Below are 15,337 nucleotides of genomic sequence, written 5' to 3'. Positions count from 1 at the left end.
CGATCGCCGCCGCGCTTGCCGGGCTCGCCGCGGTGCTGGTATGGGACGCGAGCAAGCTGCCGTCCACCACGATGTACGGAATGGGGCCTGAGGCGATGCCGATCGTGATCGCGATCGGCCTCGTCATCCTCGCGGTCGGCAATCTGATCGACGCGCTGCGCGGCAACCTGCCGCCGCGCGAGAGCATGGATCCGAAGCCGGTGTGGCTGATCATCGGCGGCCTGGCGCTGCTGATCGCCATTATCGGCCTCGGCGGCGGCTTCATCCTCGCCACCTCGGCGCTGTTCGTCACCACGTCGGCCGCCTTCGGCCGGCGCGCCGTCGCGGCCGACACCGCCGTCGCGCTCGTGATCACGACCCTCATCTACCTCGCGTTCGACAAACTGTTGACGCTGAGCCTGCCCGCCGGCCCGCTGGAGCGACTGCTGTAATGGACACTTTCGCCGCGCTGGCGCACGGCATGGCGGTCGCCATGCAGCCGATGAATTTGCTCTACGCCCTGATCGGCGTGTTCCTCGGCACCGCGGTCGGCGTGTTGCCGGGGATTGGTCCGGCGCTGACGGTCGCGCTGTTGCTGCCGGTGACCTACAAGCTCGATCCCGGCGGCTCGCTGATCATGTTCGCCGGCATCTATTATGGCGGCATGTATGGCGGCTCGACCACCGCGATCCTGATCAACACGCCGGGCGAGAGCGCGTCGATGGCGACCGCGCTCGAGGGCAACAAGATGGCCAAGGCCGGCCGCGGCGGCCCGGCGCTGGCGACCTCGGCGATCGGCTCATTCGTGGCCGGCACCATCGCCACCATCGGCCTCGCATTCCTCGCGCCATGGCTGGTCGACGTCGCGGTTCGGTTCGGGCCGGAGGATTACTTCGCGCTGATGTGCGTCGCCTTCGTGACGGTATCGGCGACCTTTGGCGACTCGCCGGTTCGCGGGCTCACCAGCCTGTTCATCGGTTTGACGCTCGGGCTGGTCGGCATCGACAAGCTCACCGGCCAGGCACGGCTTGCGTTCGGCATCCCCGAGCTGCTCGACGGCGTCGAGGTGACGACGCTCGCGGTCGGCCTGTTCGCGGTCGGGGAGGCGCTCTATGTCGCCTCGCGCCGTCATCACGCCGAGGAGAAGCTCGAGCCGGTGCGCGGCTCGCTGTGGATGACGCGGGAGGATTGGCGGCGGTCGTGGAAGCCGTGGCTGCGCGGCACGCTGTTCGGCTTTCCGATCGGCGCGCTGCCGGCCGGTGGCGCCGAGATCCCGACCTTCCTGTCCTATTCAACCGAGCGGCGGCTGACCAAACATCCGGAGGAATTCGGCAAGGGCGCGATCGAGGGCGTCGCCGGACCCGAAGCCGCCAACAACGCGTCCGCCGCGGGCACGCTGGTGCCGCTGTTGACGCTTGGGCTGCCGACCTCGGCCACCGCGGCGATGATGCTTGCGGGCTTCCAGCAATACGGGCTCAATCCGGGGCCGCTATTGTTCGCGGAGCGGCCCGATTTGGTGTGGGGCCTGATCGCGAGCCTGTTCATCGCCAACGGCATGCTGCTGGTGCTCAATCTGCCGCTCGTCGGGCTGTGGGTGCGGCTGCTGGCGATCCCGCAGCCATGGCTCTATGCCGGCATCCTGGTGTTCGCGACCATGGGCACGATCGCGGCAAAGCCGTCGGTCGTCGAGCTGTCGATGCTGGCGGCGTTCGGCGTGATGGGCTTCTTGATGCGGCGGTTCGATTTCCCGATCGCGCCCGTCGTGATCGGGCTGATCCTCGGGCCGATCGCGGAAAGCCAGCTGCGCCGCGCGCTGGCGATCAGCCTCGGCGATCCCATGGTGCTGCTGCAAAGCCCGATGTCGGCTGTGCTGCTCGGCATCGCGCTGATCGCGCTGTTTGCACCGTTCGTGCTCAGGGGACTCGGGCGGTTCAAGGCGAACGAAGATTAGGATGTGAATCCATCGGCCGCGTCGAGACAGACGGTAACGCTGCCAACATTTGCGTGATCCGGAAATATAGAAACCCCGATCTCGGTCTTCCTTTCAGCAACGTACACATGCCTCGCCCGCGCGAGGCGCAATCAAGGCGGCTGAACGATGAAGGCCATCTACCTTCTGGCGGCGCCCATGCTGGTGCCATCTGTTGCGACCCAAGCCATTGCTCATGCGCGAACCGGCAGAGGCAGCGATCGAATGCATGTCGGCACAGGACCGACAATCGGCAACGGACTGCAAGGATACGGGATCGTCGGTCGTCAGATCGCGGCTCCGCCGTGGAGTTCCGCCTGCACGAACGACATAGGCTCACGACAATGCGACGAGCCCATGTGGGTCTATGGCAGCCCCGACTATGTCGCGCAGTTCAAGAGTGCATTCTGATATCGACCCGCGGGCGGCCGGTGCGACGGACTCGAATGCCCTTGGGTTGCCACGGGAAACCTTCGTCACCTAAAAGGCCCGCTCCGGGGCTCGCAATTCGGAGCGGGCCAGTCTGGGCGCGGCAACTGTAGCCGCGCCGCGAACCTAGCGCGAGATGCTGACACCACCCTGACGGCATCGAAAAAATGGAGAGGCGGCTGAACGCCGCCCCTCTGTCTCGATGATGGATTTGTGAACGAAATGTTTCGCGGCACGCTCACCATTTGTAGGCGAGGCTTGCCGTGATGCGCCGGCGATCGCCGTAGTAACAGGAGCTGATCGTCGCGCAGCTCGCGACGTAGATCTTGTCGGTGACGTTCACGACATTGAGCGCCGCGCGCCAGTTGTTGTCCCATTCGTAGTGCAAGGCGAGGTCACCGAGCACGACGCCTGGGACGCGCGCGGTGTTCGCGGTGTCGGCAAAGGACGCGCCGACATAGCGTACGCCGCCACCGAAGCCGAAGCCGTTCAGCGGGCCGTCGCGGAGCGTATAGTCAGTCCAGACCGAGGCGAGCTGCCGCGGCGTGTTGGTCGGCACGGTGCCTATTAGCGCGGGATTGAGGTCCTTGCTGACGAACAGCTCGTAATTGGTGTAGCTCGCCACCAGCTTGAAATCCCGCGTGATGTTCGCCACCGCCTCGAGCTCGACGCCGCGCGAGGTGACCTCGCCGTTCTGGGTCTGGAACAGCGTGTTGTTCGGATCTGTAGTCAGCGCGTTCTTGCGCTTGAGATCGAACAGCGCGACGCCGAACCGCGCGTTGAGGCCGACCGGCTCGTACTTGATGCCGACCTCGGTCTGCTCGGAGGTCTCCGGCAGCAGCAATTGGCCGGCGGCGTTGGTGCCGATGACAGGATTGTAGCCGGTCATGTAGGAGACGTAGGGCGCGACACCGCTGTCGAAATTGTAGATCGCGCCGATCCGGCCGGAGAACTTGCTGTCCTGGCGGCTCTGATCGGCGCCGATCCGATTGTTGTTGGTGAGATCGACCCAGTCCTGGCGTCCCGACAGCACGACCGTCAGGCGATCGAGCTTGACCTGGTCCTGCAGATAGAGTCCGGCCATGCCCTGGGTCAGATAGGCGTTCTGATACAGCGGGCCGCTATACGGCAGGTTATTGCCGTAGACCGGATTGAACACGTTGAGATTCGTGCCCATGCCAAAACCCTGCCGGTCGTCGATGCCGTAATATTTCAGATCGAGGCCGAACAGCGCGGTGTGCTGCAGCGCGCCGGTGGAGAAGCGGTATTCGAGCTGATTGTCGAGGTTGAGCTGCGTGGCGATGCCGCGGGTGTAGAAATTGCCGCGGGTGATGTCGGCCGCCGCCAGCGTCGTCGCGTAGCCGAGCCCGTATAGGCCGGCGTAATAGACGTCGACATGCGCCATGCGCGCGTTCTGGCGGAAATCGACGTTGTCAGTCACGCTCTTCTGGAACTGGTAGCCGACCATCTCCTGGTCGCGGCGGAATTGGTCGACGCTGGGATCGCCGACGAACAGGCTGGTCGGAATGCGGCCGAACGGCGCATTGGTGACGGTGCCGACATAGGGCAGGAAGTTCAGCGCCCTTGTGTTGCTGTGCGAGGCCATGCCGAACACGGTGAGGCTGGTGTCGGCGTCGGGCCGCCAGGTCACCGACGGGGCGAAGAAGAAATTGTCGTCGTAGACATAGTCGGTCTGGGTGCCGCCGCCCTGGACCTGGCCGACCAGGCGATACTGCACCTGGCCGCCGCCGGGCTGCGCCGCCGCGCCGCCGATGTCGAATTGGGTATAGGCGTTGCCGAAATTGTTGACGCCGGTCTCGATGTAGCGAATGGGCTCCGCCTGCGGCAGCTTGCTCACCGCGTTGACGAGGCCGCCCGGCGCCGAGCCGCCATACAGGATGCCGGAGGGACCGCGCAGCACCTCGACGCGCTCGAGATTGAAGGGCTGCAGCTTCCAGCTCGCATAGGAGGTGTAGAACAGCTGCAGGCCGTCGAGGAACAGCGACTCGTTCTGCGCGGGGAAGCCGCGGATCATGAACCAGTCGTTGCGGAAATCGGCGCCATAGGTGCCGCCGATGACGCCCGGCGTGTAGCGCAGCACTTCGTCGAACTTGCTGACGATCTTCTGATCGCGGATCTGTTCGGCGCTGATGACCGTCACCGATTGCGGCGTCTGGATGATCGGCGTGCTGGTCTTGGTGCCACTGGCGCTCTGCCGCGCCAGATAGCCGGTGACCGGGCCGTTGGCGCGCTCGTGTCCGCCGCCGGCGCTTGCAGACTGCTGTGCCGCCTGTGGCTGCGCTCCCACGGGCGCGACCGTTGCGCGGCGCGAGGCGCTTCGCGCGCGCGTGGTCCGTTGCGATGGCTGCTGCGACCGCGCCGCTTGCCGGTGGGGCGCATCGACCGTCACGGACGGCAATTGCGTCTGCGCGAAGACCTCGTCCGCACCAGCAACCGAAAGCACCACCAGAGCCGAAGCAGCAAACCGCTGCGGCCGAATCCATCCGTCCGTCATTCAACGCCCCCAAAGAGAAGATTTCTTCGGCGTCGTTATCACGATGATTTTCGCGAACAGCCCGCGCGCCGTTAGAAGCTATCGAAGCTATGCGCAAAGCTCGTGTGTGTGACTGAGGGACAACGGAGTACGACGCACAATTGCACGCATCGCGTGAGAGGCTTGAATCGATCCAGTGTTGAGCGATTCAAAGAACGATTCAAAAATCGAACGATTCAAAATCATCTCGTGACTCGATGCATCATGATCGCGCGCGTGATGATCGAGAGAGACGGACGTCGCGTGATTGACTGAAGCGTGATTGGGGGAGCGGCACTGGCGAAGCTCGAGGGGGCGCGGCTCGCCTTGAGGCGTCAGCCTCGGCTGGTCGCGCGATCGGGAAAGGGGCTCCCCGTCCGCCCCCGCGGTCCCCGCAGCTATGGCCTGCGGGGAGGGGGACCGGAACCGGGGCGGGGAGGGCCGGCCCCGCCGGCTGGCAATCCCCGGCATCCCCACCATATCTGGCATAATTGACCGCCGGGGACCGCAACGGCTTGGCCATTTTGGGGTGATGTGATAACCCTCTGAAACCAGCTTCGACCGCCACTCGTGACCGTCCGCATCCCACCTAAAGGCTTGCGGCGGTGGAGATATTTCGCCGATGACCTCATCTTCCAAGACCGCTTCCGCGCCCGATTCCTTCTTCACGGCAACCCTTGCCGAGGCCGATCCCGAGATCGCCGCCGCGATCAAGGGCGAGCTCGGCCGGCAGCGCCATGAGATCGAGCTGATCGCCTCCGAGAACATCGTCAGCCGCGCCGTGCTGGAGGCGCAGGGCTCGGTGATGACCAACAAATACGCGGAAGGTTATCCGGGCGCGCGCTACTACGGCGGTTGCGAGTGGGTCGACGTCGCCGAGAACCTCGCGATCGAGCGCGCCAAGAAGCTGTTCGGTGCGCAGTTTGCCAACGTCCAGCCGAACTCCGGCAGCCAGATGAACCAGGCGGTGTTTCTGGCGCTGCTGCAGCCCGGCGACACCTTCATGGGCCTCGACCTCGCCGCCGGCGGCCATCTCACCCACGGCTCGCCGGTCAACATGTCCGGCAAGTGGTTCAAGGCCGCGCACTACACGGTGCGTCGCGAGGATCAGATCATCGACATGGACGAAGTCCAGAAGCAAGCCGAGCAGGTCAAGCCGAAGCTGATCATCGCCGGCGGCTCGGCCTATTCGCGCGCCTGGGACTTCAAGCGCTTCCGCGAGATCGCAGATTCTGTCGGCGCGTATCTGTTGGTCGACATGGCGCATTTCGCGGGCCTCGTCGCCGGCGGCGTGCATGCCTCGCCGGTACCGCATGCCCACGTCACCACCACGACCACGCACAAATCGCTGCGCGGTCCGCGCGGCGGCCTGATCCTCAGCAATGACGAGACGCTCGCCAAGAAGCTGAACTCGGCGATCTTCCCCGGCCTGCAGGGCGGCCCGCTGATGCACGTCATCGCGGCGAAGGCGGTCGCGTTCGCCGAAGCGCTGCGGCCGGACTTCAAGATCTACGCCAAGAACGTGGTCGAGAACGCCAAGGCGCTGGCGGAGACGCTGCGCGGCCACGGCCTCGACATCGTGTCCGGCGGCACCGACAACCATCTGATGCTGGTCGACCTCAGGCCGAAGGGCCTGAAGGGCAACATCTCCGAGAAGGCGCTGGTGCGTGCTGCGATCACCTGCAACAAGAACGGCATCCCGTTCGATCCCGAGAAGCCGTTCGTCACCTCGGGCCTGCGTCTCGGTACGCCGGCGGCGACCACCCGTGGCTTCGGCGTCGCCGAGTTCAAGCAGGTCGGCGGCATGATCGCGGAAGTGCTGAACGCGCTGGCGCAGTCGCCGGACGGCAAGGCGCCGCTGGTCGAGGCCGCGATCAAGGAACGCGTCAAGGCGCTGACCGATCGCTTCCCGATCTACCAGTAGACGTTCGCTCGTAAAGGTCCCGTCGGATGCGCTGCCCGAGCTGCAATTCTCTCGATACGCAGGTCAAGGACTCGCGTCCGACCGAGGACTCTGCCGTCATCCGCAGGCGGCGCGTCTGCATGGCCTGCAACTTCCGCTTCACGACCTTCGAGCGGGTGCAGCTGCGTGAGCTCACCGTGATCAAGCGCAACGGCCGCCGCGTGCCGTTCGACCGCGACAAGCTGGTCCGCTCGTTGCAGATCTCGTTGCGCAAGCGCCCGGTGGAGTCCGAGCGGGTGGAGAAGATGGTGTCCACCATCGTCCGCGAGCTCGAAAGCGGTGGCGAGGCGGAGGTCTCCTCGGAGGCGATTGGCGAGATCGTGATGGAGCATCTGCGCCAGCTCGACGACGTCGCCTATGTGCGCTTCGCCTCGGTCTATCGTAACTTCCGCGAGGCCAAGGACTTTGAGGCCGTGCTCGACGAGCTGACCGGCGAAGAGGACCCGCGGATCGCGACGTTGCGAAAATGATCTTCCGCATTCTGGAAGAGCAGCTCGGGCAGAAGGCCAAGGAGGCGAAGGAAACGGCAAGGGCCGCCGATCTGCGCTTCATGCAGCTCGCGCTCGCGCTCGGCCGCCGCGGGCTCGGGCGCACCTGGCCTAATCCGGCCGTCGGCGCCGTCATCGTCAAGGATGGCGTGATTGTCGGCCGCGGCTGGACCCAGCCCGGCGGCCGCCCGCATGCCGAGGTCGAGGCATTGAGGCGCGCGGGTGACGCGGCGCGCGGCGCCACGCTTTATGTCACGCTCGAACCCTGCTCGCATTTCGGCCGCTCGCCGCCTTGCGCGGATGCCGTCGTCGCGGCCGGGCTCGCCCGCGTGGTGTCGGCGATCGAGGACCCCAATCCGGAGGTCGGCGGGAAGGGGCACGCCAAGCTGCGTGCTGCAGGAATCGCGGTCGATGTCGGACTGTGCGCGGCCGAGGCCGCGCGCGACCATGCCGGGCATTTTCGCCGTATCACGGACAAGCGCCCGCATGTGATCCTCAAGCTCGCGGTGTCCGCCGACGACAAGATCGCAGCCGGCGGCCATAAGCAGGTTGCGATCACCGGCGAGGCCGCGCAGAGGCGCGTGCATTTGTTGCGCGCGCAGAGCGATGCGATCCTGGTCGGCATCGGGACGGTGAAGGCCGACGATCCGCTCCTGACCTGCCGGTTGCCCGGCATGGCGGCGCGTTCGCCGGTGCGCCTGCTGCTCGATCGCGCGCTGCGGATCTCGGGCGACAGCCGCCTGGTGCATTCGGCGCGCGAGACGCCGCTCTGGGTGATGGCGTCGGATCTTGCCGAGGCGCCGGCCGCGATGAAGCTCGGCGCTGCCGGGGCAGAGGTGATCCGCGTTGCCTCAGGCGCGCAGCCGGGGCTCGATCTGCCGGCGGTGTTGCATGCGCTGGCGGAGAAGGGCATCACGCGGCTGATGGTCGAGGGCGGCGCACGCGTGGCAAATTCTTTCGTGGCAGCCGGTCTTGTCGATGAAATCTGGCTGTTGCGCGGACCTGAACCGATCGGTGCCGATGGCGTTCCCGCGCTGGACGCATTGCCGCTGGCCGCAATCACGCAGTCGCCCGCCTTCCGCCTTCGTGCTAGCGAAACCCTCGATAACGACAGTCTCATGATCTACGAGCGTGCGTAATGTTTACCGGAATTGTCACCGATATCGGTGAGATCGTAAGCCTGAAGCCCGTGGCGCAGGGGCAGCTGCACCGGATGCGGATTGCCTGCGACTATGACCAGACCACGATCGCAGACGGCGCCTCGATTGCCTGCAACGGCGTTTGCCTCACCGTGGTCGCCTCCGGCACGGCTGACGGCAAGACCTGGTTCGATGTCGACGCCGCGGCAGAGACGCTCGGCATGACCACCGCCAGGCACTGGGCGCAGGGTGGCCGGCTCAACCTCGAGCGCGCGCTCAAGATCGGCGACGAGCTCGGCGGTCATATCGTGGCCGGCCATGCCGACGGGATCGCGACCATCGTCAAGCGCGACGATCTGCCCGACATGGCGCGGTTCGAGCTGCGAACCACCCGCGAGCTGGCGCGTTTCATCGCCGCGAAGGGATCGATCACGCTGGACGGCGTGTCGCTGACCGTGAATACGGTCGACGATGTCACCTTCTCGGTGCTGATCATCCCGCACACGTTGTCCGTCACGACCCTGCGCGGCTGGAAGGCCGGCAGCGAGGTCAATATCGAGGTCGATCTGATGGCCCGCTATGCGGCGCGGCTGTCGGAGATGAAATAGCCTCGGCATTGTGGCCGAGACAGACGTCCTTATCTGCCTGTTCACTCCGGGCGGGCTTCCGCCCGGATGGCCTATGCATTGCGGGCGAAGCCGACCTGAAAAATCAGGCTGATCGCGGTGACATCCGGGCCAGTATTGCCCTTGGCTTTACCGCCTGCTGCGCCTAAAACGCAGCACAACTCCTCCCCAAGTTCCGATTGGTATTGCAATGGCTGACGCGCGGCGCGCACCCCTGAAGGACCAGACCGACATATCAGGCGCACGCGTGCTGATCGTCGAGGCCCGGTTTTATGACGATATCCAGGATGCGCTGCTGGAAGGCGCGCTCGCCGAGCTGAAGACGGCGGGCGCCAGCCATGACGTGATCACGGTGCCGGGCGCGCTGGAGATTCCGGCCGCGATCGCGATTGCGATCGACGCCGCGGCGGCGAACGGCAAGCCCTATGACGCGGCGATCGCGCTCGGCTGCGTGGTCCGCGGCGACACCATCCATTTCGAGATCGTCTCGCAGGAGTCCTCGCGCGGATTGATGGATCTGGCCGTGAGCCGGAAATTCCCGCTCGGCAACGGCATCCTCACCGTCAACACCGAGGCGCAGGCCTGGGCGCGGGCGCGTGCCAGCGAGCTGAACAAGGGCGGCGACGCCGCGCGCGCGGCGATCGCGATGCTGCGGATCAAGCGCCGCCTGGCAAAGGCCTGACCATGGCTGACAACAAGAAGCCCGCGAAAGCCCCCGACAGGAAAGCCAACCGGCGCGGCGCAGCGCGGCTCGCTGCCGTGCAGGCGCTGTACCAGATGGACATCGGGGGCGCCGGCATCAACGACATCTTCGCCGAGTTCGAGAGCCATTGGCTCGGTAACGAGGTCGAGGGCGAGAAATACCTGCCGGCGGAAGCCGCGTTCTTCCGCGACGTCGTCTCCGGCGTGGTGCGCGACCAGGCCAAGCTCGATCCCCTGATCGACGAGGCGCTGTCGAAGGGCTGGCCGCTGAAGCGGATCGACGCGATCCTGCGCGCGGTGCTGCGAGCAGGGTCCTATGAACTCGAGCACCGCCGGGACGTGCCGGGCCGCGTCGTGGTTTCCGAATATGTCGACGTCGCGCACGCCTTCGTCGAGAAGGACGAGACCGGCATGGTCAACGCCGTGCTCGACCAGATCGCACGCCAGTTCCGCGGCGACGAGTTTGTGCGGAGTTAGATACCGCGATGCCGTCCCTCTCCGTAGCCGTCACCCTGAGGTGCCGTAGCGAAGCGGAGGCCTCGAAGGGCGGCAGCGTGGCGTTGTGGTCGCATCGGGGCCGTGCATCCTTCGAGGCTCGCTCCGCTCGCACCTCAGGATGACGGGTTGATGACCGAAGCAAGCAGACCGATCTCCGGCGAAGACTCCCTCATCGCGCGCTATTTCAAGCCGCTTGCGACCGATCCGGGCGCGTTCAGGCTCGACGACGACGCTGCCGCGCTGCGGGCGGCCGGCGAGGACATCGTCGTCACCACGGATGCCGTCGTCGAGGGCGTGCATTTCCTCCCCGATGATCCGCCCGACACGCTGGCGCGCAAGGCGCTGCGGGTGAACCTGTCCGATATCGCGGCCAAGGGTGCAGTGCCGGCCGGCTTCGTGCTGACATTGGCGCTGCGCCGCGCCGAGGAGGCCTGGCTCAAGCCGTTTGCCGCGGCGCTCGGCGAGGATGCCGGCGATTACGGCTGCCCGCTGCTCGGCGGCGACACGGTCTCAACGCCGGGGCCGCTGATGATCTCGATCACCGCGTTCGGGCGGCTGCCTCAGGGCAAGATGGTGCACCGCGCGGGGGCAAAGGCCGGCGACCGCATGTTCGTGACCGGCACGATCGGGGATGCCGCGCTCGGTCTCGATCTGCTCCGGGGCGGCCCGGTCGCGGCGGCACTCGCCGACGATGCCGCCGGCCGGGATTTTCTTGCCGGCCGCTACCGTGTTCCGCAGCCGCGCAACGCCCTTGCCAAGGCCGTCCGCAGCCACGCCAGCGCGGCGATGGACGTGTCCGATGGTCTCGCCGGCGATCTGGCCAAGCTTTGCGCAGCCAGCGGTGTGACAGCCGTGATCAACTTGCCGAGCATTCCATTGTCGCCTGCGGCCGCTGGGCTGCTTGCGCGCAAGGCGATCGGGTTCGAGACCTTGGTGGCCGGCGGCGATGACTACGAGCTCTTATGCGCGGTCCCGGGCGATCGCGTGGACGCCTTTGTGCGCGAGGCACGGCAGGCCAAGGTCGCCGTCACCGCGATCGGTGGCCTCATTGCAGGCCAGTCACCGCCAAGCTTCCTCGACGGACAGGGCAGGGAACTGGCGCTGAAGCGGCTGTCCTACAGCCATTTCTAGAACGTCCGGCCGAAACGCGCCGACTTTCCTTCTAAATTGCTGCCGATATCGGCGTTTTCGGCCGTAGGTGGCGTTGCACAGCGGTAACGATTTTGGCAAGGTCGCGCCCGATTTGAGGCAATCCGTTTTTGGGGAGGATTGTCCTTGCAAAATAAGCGCCTGCCGCCCCCTAGCGGCACAAAGAAGGCGCGGGGGTTACATCAAGGATCTGAGGCAACATTCAATGACAGCTTTATGGTTGATTGTGCTCTGCGGGGCGCTTTCCATCGTCTACGCGATCTGGGCGACGCAGTCGGTCTTGAACGCGGATGCGGGCAATGCCCGCATGCAGGAAATCGCGGGCGCGGTGCGCGAGGGCGCACAAGCCTATCTGCGGCGGCAATACACCACGATCGGCATGGTCGGTATCGTGATCTTCGTGGTGCTGGCCTACTTCCTCGGCCTTCTGGTGGCGATCGGCTTTGCGATCGGCGCCATCCTGTCGGGTGCGGCCGGCTTCATCGGCATGAACGTCTCGGTGCGCGCCAACGTCCGTACCGCGCAGGCGGCGACCACCTCGCTGGCCGGCGGCCTCGAGCTCGCCTTCAAGGCGGGTGCGATCACCGGCATGCTGGTTGCCGGTCTCGCACTGCTCGGCGTCACCATCTACTTCATGGTGCTGGTCAAGTTCATGGGGCTGGAAGCCGGTAGCCGCACCGTGGTCGACGCCATGGTGGCGCTCGGCTTCGGCGCCTCGCTGATCTCGATCTTTGCCCGTCTCGGCGGCGGCATCTTCACCAAGGGTGCAGACGTCGGCGGCGACCTCGTCGGCAAGGTCGAGGCCGGCATCCCCGAGGACGATCCGCGCAACCCGGCCACCATCGCCGACAACGTCGGCGACAATGTGGGCGACTGCGCCGGCATGGCGGCGGACCTGTTCGAGACCTATGCGGTGACCGCGGTCGCCACCATGGTGCTCGCGGCGATCTTCTTCGCCAAGACGCCGATCCTGGTGAACATGATGACGTTGCCGCTCGCGATCGGCGGCATCTGCATCATCACCTCGATCATCGGCACCTTCTTCGTCAAGCTCGGCGCGAGCCAGTCGATCATGGGTGCCCTGTACAAGGGCCTGATCGCCACCGGCATCCTGTCGCTGGTCGGCGTTGCGGCCGTGATCAACTGGCTGATCGGCTTCGGCAAGCTCGATGGCGTCGACTACACCGGCATGGCGCTGTTCGAATGCGGTGTGGTCGGTCTTGTCGTCACCGGCCTGATCATCTGGATCACCGAGTACTACACCGGCACCGACTATCGCCCGGTGAAGTCGATTGCGGCGGCATCCGTCACCGGTCACGGCACCAACGTGATCCAGGGCCTGGCGATCTCGATGGAGGCGACCGCGCTGCCCGCGCTCGTCATCATCGCCGGGATCCTGGTCACCTACAGCCTGGCCGGCCTGTTCGGCATCGCGATCGCGACCGCCACCATGCTGGCGCTGGCCGGCATGATCGTCGCGCTCGACGCCTTCGGCCCGGTCACCGACAACGCTGGCGGCATCGCCGAGATGGCGGGTCTGCCCAAGGAAGTGCGCAAGTCGACCGACGCGCTCGACGCGGTCGGCAACACCACCAAGGCGGTGACCAAGGGCTACGCGATCGGCTCCGCCGGTCTCGGTGCGCTGGTGCTGTTTGCGGCCTATAACCAGGACCTCAAATTCTTCATCGCCGACTCCGCCAACCACGCCTATTTCGCGGGCGTCAATCCGGACTTCTCGCTCAACAATCCCTACGTGGTCGTTGGCCTGTTGTTCGGCGGCCTGCTGCCGTATCTGTTCGGTGCGATGGGCATGACCGCGGTCGGCCGCGCTGCGAGCGCGATCGTCGAGGAGGTACGCCGTCAGTTCCGCGAGAAGCCCGGCATCATGCAGGGCACTGACAAGCCCGACTACGGCAAGGCGGTCGACCTGCTGACCAAGGCTGCGATCAAGGAGATGATCATCCCGTCGCTGCTGCCGGTGCTGTCGCCGATCGTCGTCTACTTCCTGATCTATGCGATCGCGGGCGGCGGCGCGGCGGGCAAGTCGGCGGCATTCTCCGCGGTCGGTGCCATGCTGCTCGGCGTCATTGTCACCGGCCTGTTCGTCGCGATCTCGATGACCTCGGGCGGCGGCGCCTGGGACAACGCCAAGAAGTACATCGAGGACGGCCATTACGGCGGCAAGGGCTCCGACGCCCACAAGTCCGCGGTGACCGGCGACACCGTCGGCGATCCCTACAAGGACACGGCGGGCCCGGCGGTGAACCCGATGATCAAGATCACCAACATCGTGGCGCTGCTGCTGCTGGCGATCCTGGCGCACTGAGCGGCGCGCAATGACTGAATGCAAACCCCGCGGTGCGAGCCGCGGGGTTTTTGTTTTGCAGGGACTTCGTTCGGTGTACTGCCGAACTGATCGGCTTTCCGCCAACGATATCCGCCGAAAACCAGACGCGAACAACACGGAGATCAATCGATGTCGCTTTCATCCGCACGGAACTATGCGCTCCGCGCCTCCAAGTCGCAGGATCAGAAGGAGGCCATCGAGCTGTTGTCGAAGGCGATCCTGGAACTGGCGATGGCGATGGAAGCAACCGACGCCAAGATCAAGAAGATCAACAAGTCCTCGTAGCCTTGCCCGCACCGTGCTCCGGAGTGACAGAATTGTAGGGTGGATTAGCGAAGCGTAATCCACCGATAGGTCTAACCGCTGCGGCGGATTACGCCTTCCGCCTTCGCTCGTTGAGCTACGGCGGACGTGGTCGGCTAATCCGCCCTACGGCGCTGTGACAGCGGCCGTCACTTGACCTCCATCTGCAAGCCTTCCTTCTCGATGATGGCGGCGAACTTCGTGGTCTCCGCGCTGACGAAATCGGAGAATTGCTGCGGCGTGCCGTAGTCGGCGCGGGCGCCCATGCCGGCGATGTTCTTCTTGACGTCGTCGCGCTCCAGCATCGCCTTGATCTGACGGTTCAGCTCGTCGACCACGGGCGCCGGTGCCGTCTTCGGCAGGAACACGCCGAACCACGAGGCGACGTCGAACTTGGCAAGCTCCGGCGCACCCTCGCGCATCACAGGCAGATTGGGCGCGGACTCGCTGCGCTCGGCCGTGGTGACGCAGAGCCCGTTGAGCTTGCCGTCCTGCACCTGCGGCAGCGACGGATAGAGATTGTCGAACAGGATCTGGATGTCGCCGGCGAGCCCGGCCTGCAATGCGGGGCCGGCGCCGCGGAACGGCACATGCGTCAACTTCAGCCCGGTGAGTTGCAGGAACCAGGCGCCGGTGAGGTGAGGGCTCTGGCCGGTGCCTGACGAGCCGTAGGTCAGCTTGTCGGGGTTCTTCTTGAGGTACGCGATCAATTCGGGGATCGACTTGATGCCGGTCGATGGATGCGCCGAGACGATGTTCGGGATCCGGATCATGTTGGAGACGGCCTGCAGTTGGTCGGCCTTGTAGGTCAGGTTCCTGAAGATGCTGAAGGCGATCGCATTGGGGCCGGGATTGCCGATCAAGATGGTGTGGCCGTCGCCCTTGCTGCGTGCGACCTCCGCGGTGCCGATGGTGCCGCCGGCGCCGGAGCGATTCTCCACCACGACCGACTGGCCCCAGAGCGGCTGCAAATGCGCCGCCAGCAGTCGCCCCATCACGTCGGTCGAGCCGCCGGCCGCCGCCGGCACGATGATCCGGACCGTATCCGTCGGTCGCCAGTCGCCGACCCCGAGACTGGCACGCGGCAGGATCGCCGCCGCCGACAATGCGGCCGCGCCCGACAATACCGTACGACGGGAAAATCTCTTCGCTCTCACGCGCTTACCCCCTGCTGAGGCTTCTTGTTTGCGAGCAAGCGTAGGGGACCGCTTG

Annotated in this window: 14 protein-coding genes; 12 read left to right on the top strand and 2 right to left on the bottom strand. The window is 65.6% G+C overall.

The features are described from left to right. The first annotated feature begins 2 nt into the window (after positions 1-2). The 3 genes from H8B02_RS11530 to H8B02_RS11520 all read left to right on the top strand — a co-directional run bounded on the left by H8B02_RS11530 (position 3) and on the right by H8B02_RS11520 (position 2,359). Positions 3-431: a tripartite tricarboxylate transporter TctB family protein gene (locus H8B02_RS11530; RefSeq protein WP_229166344.1), complete on the top strand. Its 429-nt coding sequence runs from the start codon at positions 3-5 to the stop codon at positions 429-431. Next, a complete protein-coding gene (locus H8B02_RS11525; RefSeq protein ID WP_229166343.1) occupies positions 431-1,930 on the top strand; it encodes a tripartite tricarboxylate transporter permease in 1,500 nt (499 codons plus the stop codon). Before H8B02_RS11530 ends, H8B02_RS11525 begins: the two co-directional genes overlap by 1 nt. Positions 1,931-2,077: 147 nt before the next feature. Continuing rightward, positions 2,078-2,359, top strand: a complete 282-nt coding sequence (locus tag H8B02_RS11520; RefSeq protein ID WP_229166342.1) for a hypothetical protein — start codon at positions 2,078-2,080, stop codon at positions 2,357-2,359. 256 nt (positions 2,360-2,615) lie between these two features. On the opposite strand, the gene H8B02_RS11515 is transcribed toward H8B02_RS11520, so the two are convergent. Beyond that, positions 2,616-4,892 (bottom strand): TonB-dependent siderophore receptor, encoded by a 2,277-nt coding sequence (locus H8B02_RS11515; RefSeq protein ID WP_229166341.1) that lies wholly within the window; start codon positions 4,890-4,892, stop codon positions 2,616-2,618. Between the two features lie 640 nt (positions 4,893-5,532). Here H8B02_RS11515 and glyA point away from each other — a divergent pair. From glyA to H8B02_RS11470, 9 genes are all read left to right on the top strand, one after another. Next, positions 5,533-6,834, top strand: a complete 1,302-nt coding sequence (gene glyA, locus H8B02_RS11510) for a serine hydroxymethyltransferase (RefSeq protein ID WP_229166340.1) — start codon at positions 5,533-5,535, stop codon at positions 6,832-6,834. 26 nt (positions 6,835-6,860) lie between these two features. Next, positions 6,861-7,343, top strand: a complete 483-nt coding sequence (nrdR, locus tag H8B02_RS11505) for a transcriptional regulator NrdR (RefSeq protein WP_050400938.1) — start codon at positions 6,861-6,863, stop codon at positions 7,341-7,343. Then, positions 7,340-8,500: a bifunctional diaminohydroxyphosphoribosylaminopyrimidine deaminase/5-amino-6-(5-phosphoribosylamino)uracil reductase RibD gene (ribD, locus tag H8B02_RS11500; protein WP_229166339.1), complete on the top strand. Its 1,161-nt coding sequence runs from the start codon at positions 7,340-7,342 to the stop codon at positions 8,498-8,500. The genes nrdR and ribD overlap by 4 nt, the downstream gene beginning before the upstream one ends. Continuing rightward, positions 8,500-9,108 carry a riboflavin synthase gene (locus H8B02_RS11495; RefSeq protein WP_229166338.1) on the top strand — a complete coding sequence of 203 codons (609 nt, stop codon included), beginning with the start codon at positions 8,500-8,502 and terminating at the stop codon, positions 9,106-9,108. The genes ribD and H8B02_RS11495 overlap by 1 nt, the downstream gene beginning before the upstream one ends. Positions 9,109-9,316: 208 nt before the next feature. After that, entirely contained in the window at positions 9,317-9,808 is a 492-nt protein-coding gene (gene ribH, locus H8B02_RS11490) for a 6,7-dimethyl-8-ribityllumazine synthase (protein ID WP_229166337.1), read from the top strand. Positions 9,809-9,810: 2 nt separating this feature from the next. Next, positions 9,811-10,305 carry a transcription antitermination factor NusB gene (gene nusB, locus H8B02_RS11485; RefSeq protein WP_097673462.1) on the top strand — a complete coding sequence of 165 codons (495 nt, stop codon included), beginning with the start codon at positions 9,811-9,813 and terminating at the stop codon, positions 10,303-10,305. Positions 10,306-10,455: 150 nt separating this feature from the next. Further along, complete coding sequence (thiL, locus tag H8B02_RS11480) at positions 10,456-11,457, top strand: thiamine-phosphate kinase (protein WP_229166336.1); 1,002 nt, start codon at positions 10,456-10,458, stop codon at positions 11,455-11,457. A 223-nt stretch (positions 11,458-11,680) separates the two neighbouring features. Continuing rightward, positions 11,681-13,801 (top strand): sodium-translocating pyrophosphatase, encoded by a 2,121-nt coding sequence (locus H8B02_RS11475; RefSeq protein ID WP_229166335.1) that lies wholly within the window; start codon positions 11,681-11,683, stop codon positions 13,799-13,801. 150 nt (positions 13,802-13,951) lie between these two features. Then, on the top strand, positions 13,952-14,107 hold the full coding sequence (locus H8B02_RS11470; RefSeq protein ID WP_229166334.1) for a hypothetical protein: 156 nt from the start codon (positions 13,952-13,954) through the stop codon (positions 14,105-14,107). A 167-nt stretch (positions 14,108-14,274) separates the two neighbouring features. Here H8B02_RS11470 and H8B02_RS11465 read toward each other — a convergent pair whose 3' ends face one another. Continuing rightward, a complete protein-coding gene (locus H8B02_RS11465; RefSeq protein WP_229166333.1) occupies positions 14,275-15,282 on the bottom strand; it encodes a Bug family tripartite tricarboxylate transporter substrate binding protein in 1,008 nt (335 codons plus the stop codon). Positions 15,283-15,337: the final 55 nt, after the last annotated feature.

Source organism: Bradyrhizobium altum, assembly GCF_020889705.1.
Lineage (GTDB): Bacteria > Pseudomonadota > Alphaproteobacteria > Rhizobiales > Xanthobacteraceae > Bradyrhizobium > Bradyrhizobium altum.
Note: the sequence above shows the minus strand (reverse complement) of the source record. Positions and strands in the feature narration are given on the sequence as shown.

Coding starts and splice junctions, on each gene's coding strand:
- ribH (WP_229166337.1), top strand. CDS start 9,317: ATGGCTGACGCGCGGCGCGCACCCCTGAAGGACCAGACCGACATATCA.
- ribD (WP_229166339.1), top strand. CDS start 7,340: ATGATCTTCCGCATTCTGGAAGAGCAGCTCGGGCAGAAGGCCAAGGAG.
- H8B02_RS11475 (WP_229166335.1), top strand. CDS start 11,681: ATGACAGCTTTATGGTTGATTGTGCTCTGCGGGGCGCTTTCCATCGTC.
- H8B02_RS11495 (WP_229166338.1), top strand. CDS start 8,500: ATGTTTACCGGAATTGTCACCGATATCGGTGAGATCGTAAGCCTGAAG.
- H8B02_RS11470 (WP_229166334.1), top strand. CDS start 13,952: ATGTCGCTTTCATCCGCACGGAACTATGCGCTCCGCGCCTCCAAGTCG.
- H8B02_RS11515 (WP_229166341.1), bottom strand. CDS start 4,892: ATGACGGACGGATGGATTCGGCCGCAGCGGTTTGCTGCTTCGGCTCTG.
- nusB (WP_097673462.1), top strand. CDS start 9,811: ATGGCTGACAACAAGAAGCCCGCGAAAGCCCCCGACAGGAAAGCCAAC.
- H8B02_RS11520 (WP_229166342.1), top strand. CDS start 2,078: ATGAAGGCCATCTACCTTCTGGCGGCGCCCATGCTGGTGCCATCTGTT.
- H8B02_RS11525 (WP_229166343.1), top strand. CDS start 431: ATGGACACTTTCGCCGCGCTGGCGCACGGCATGGCGGTCGCCATGCAG.
- nrdR (WP_050400938.1), top strand. CDS start 6,861: ATGCGCTGCCCGAGCTGCAATTCTCTCGATACGCAGGTCAAGGACTCG.
- thiL (WP_229166336.1), top strand. CDS start 10,456: ATGACCGAAGCAAGCAGACCGATCTCCGGCGAAGACTCCCTCATCGCG.
- glyA (WP_229166340.1), top strand. CDS start 5,533: ATGACCTCATCTTCCAAGACCGCTTCCGCGCCCGATTCCTTCTTCACG.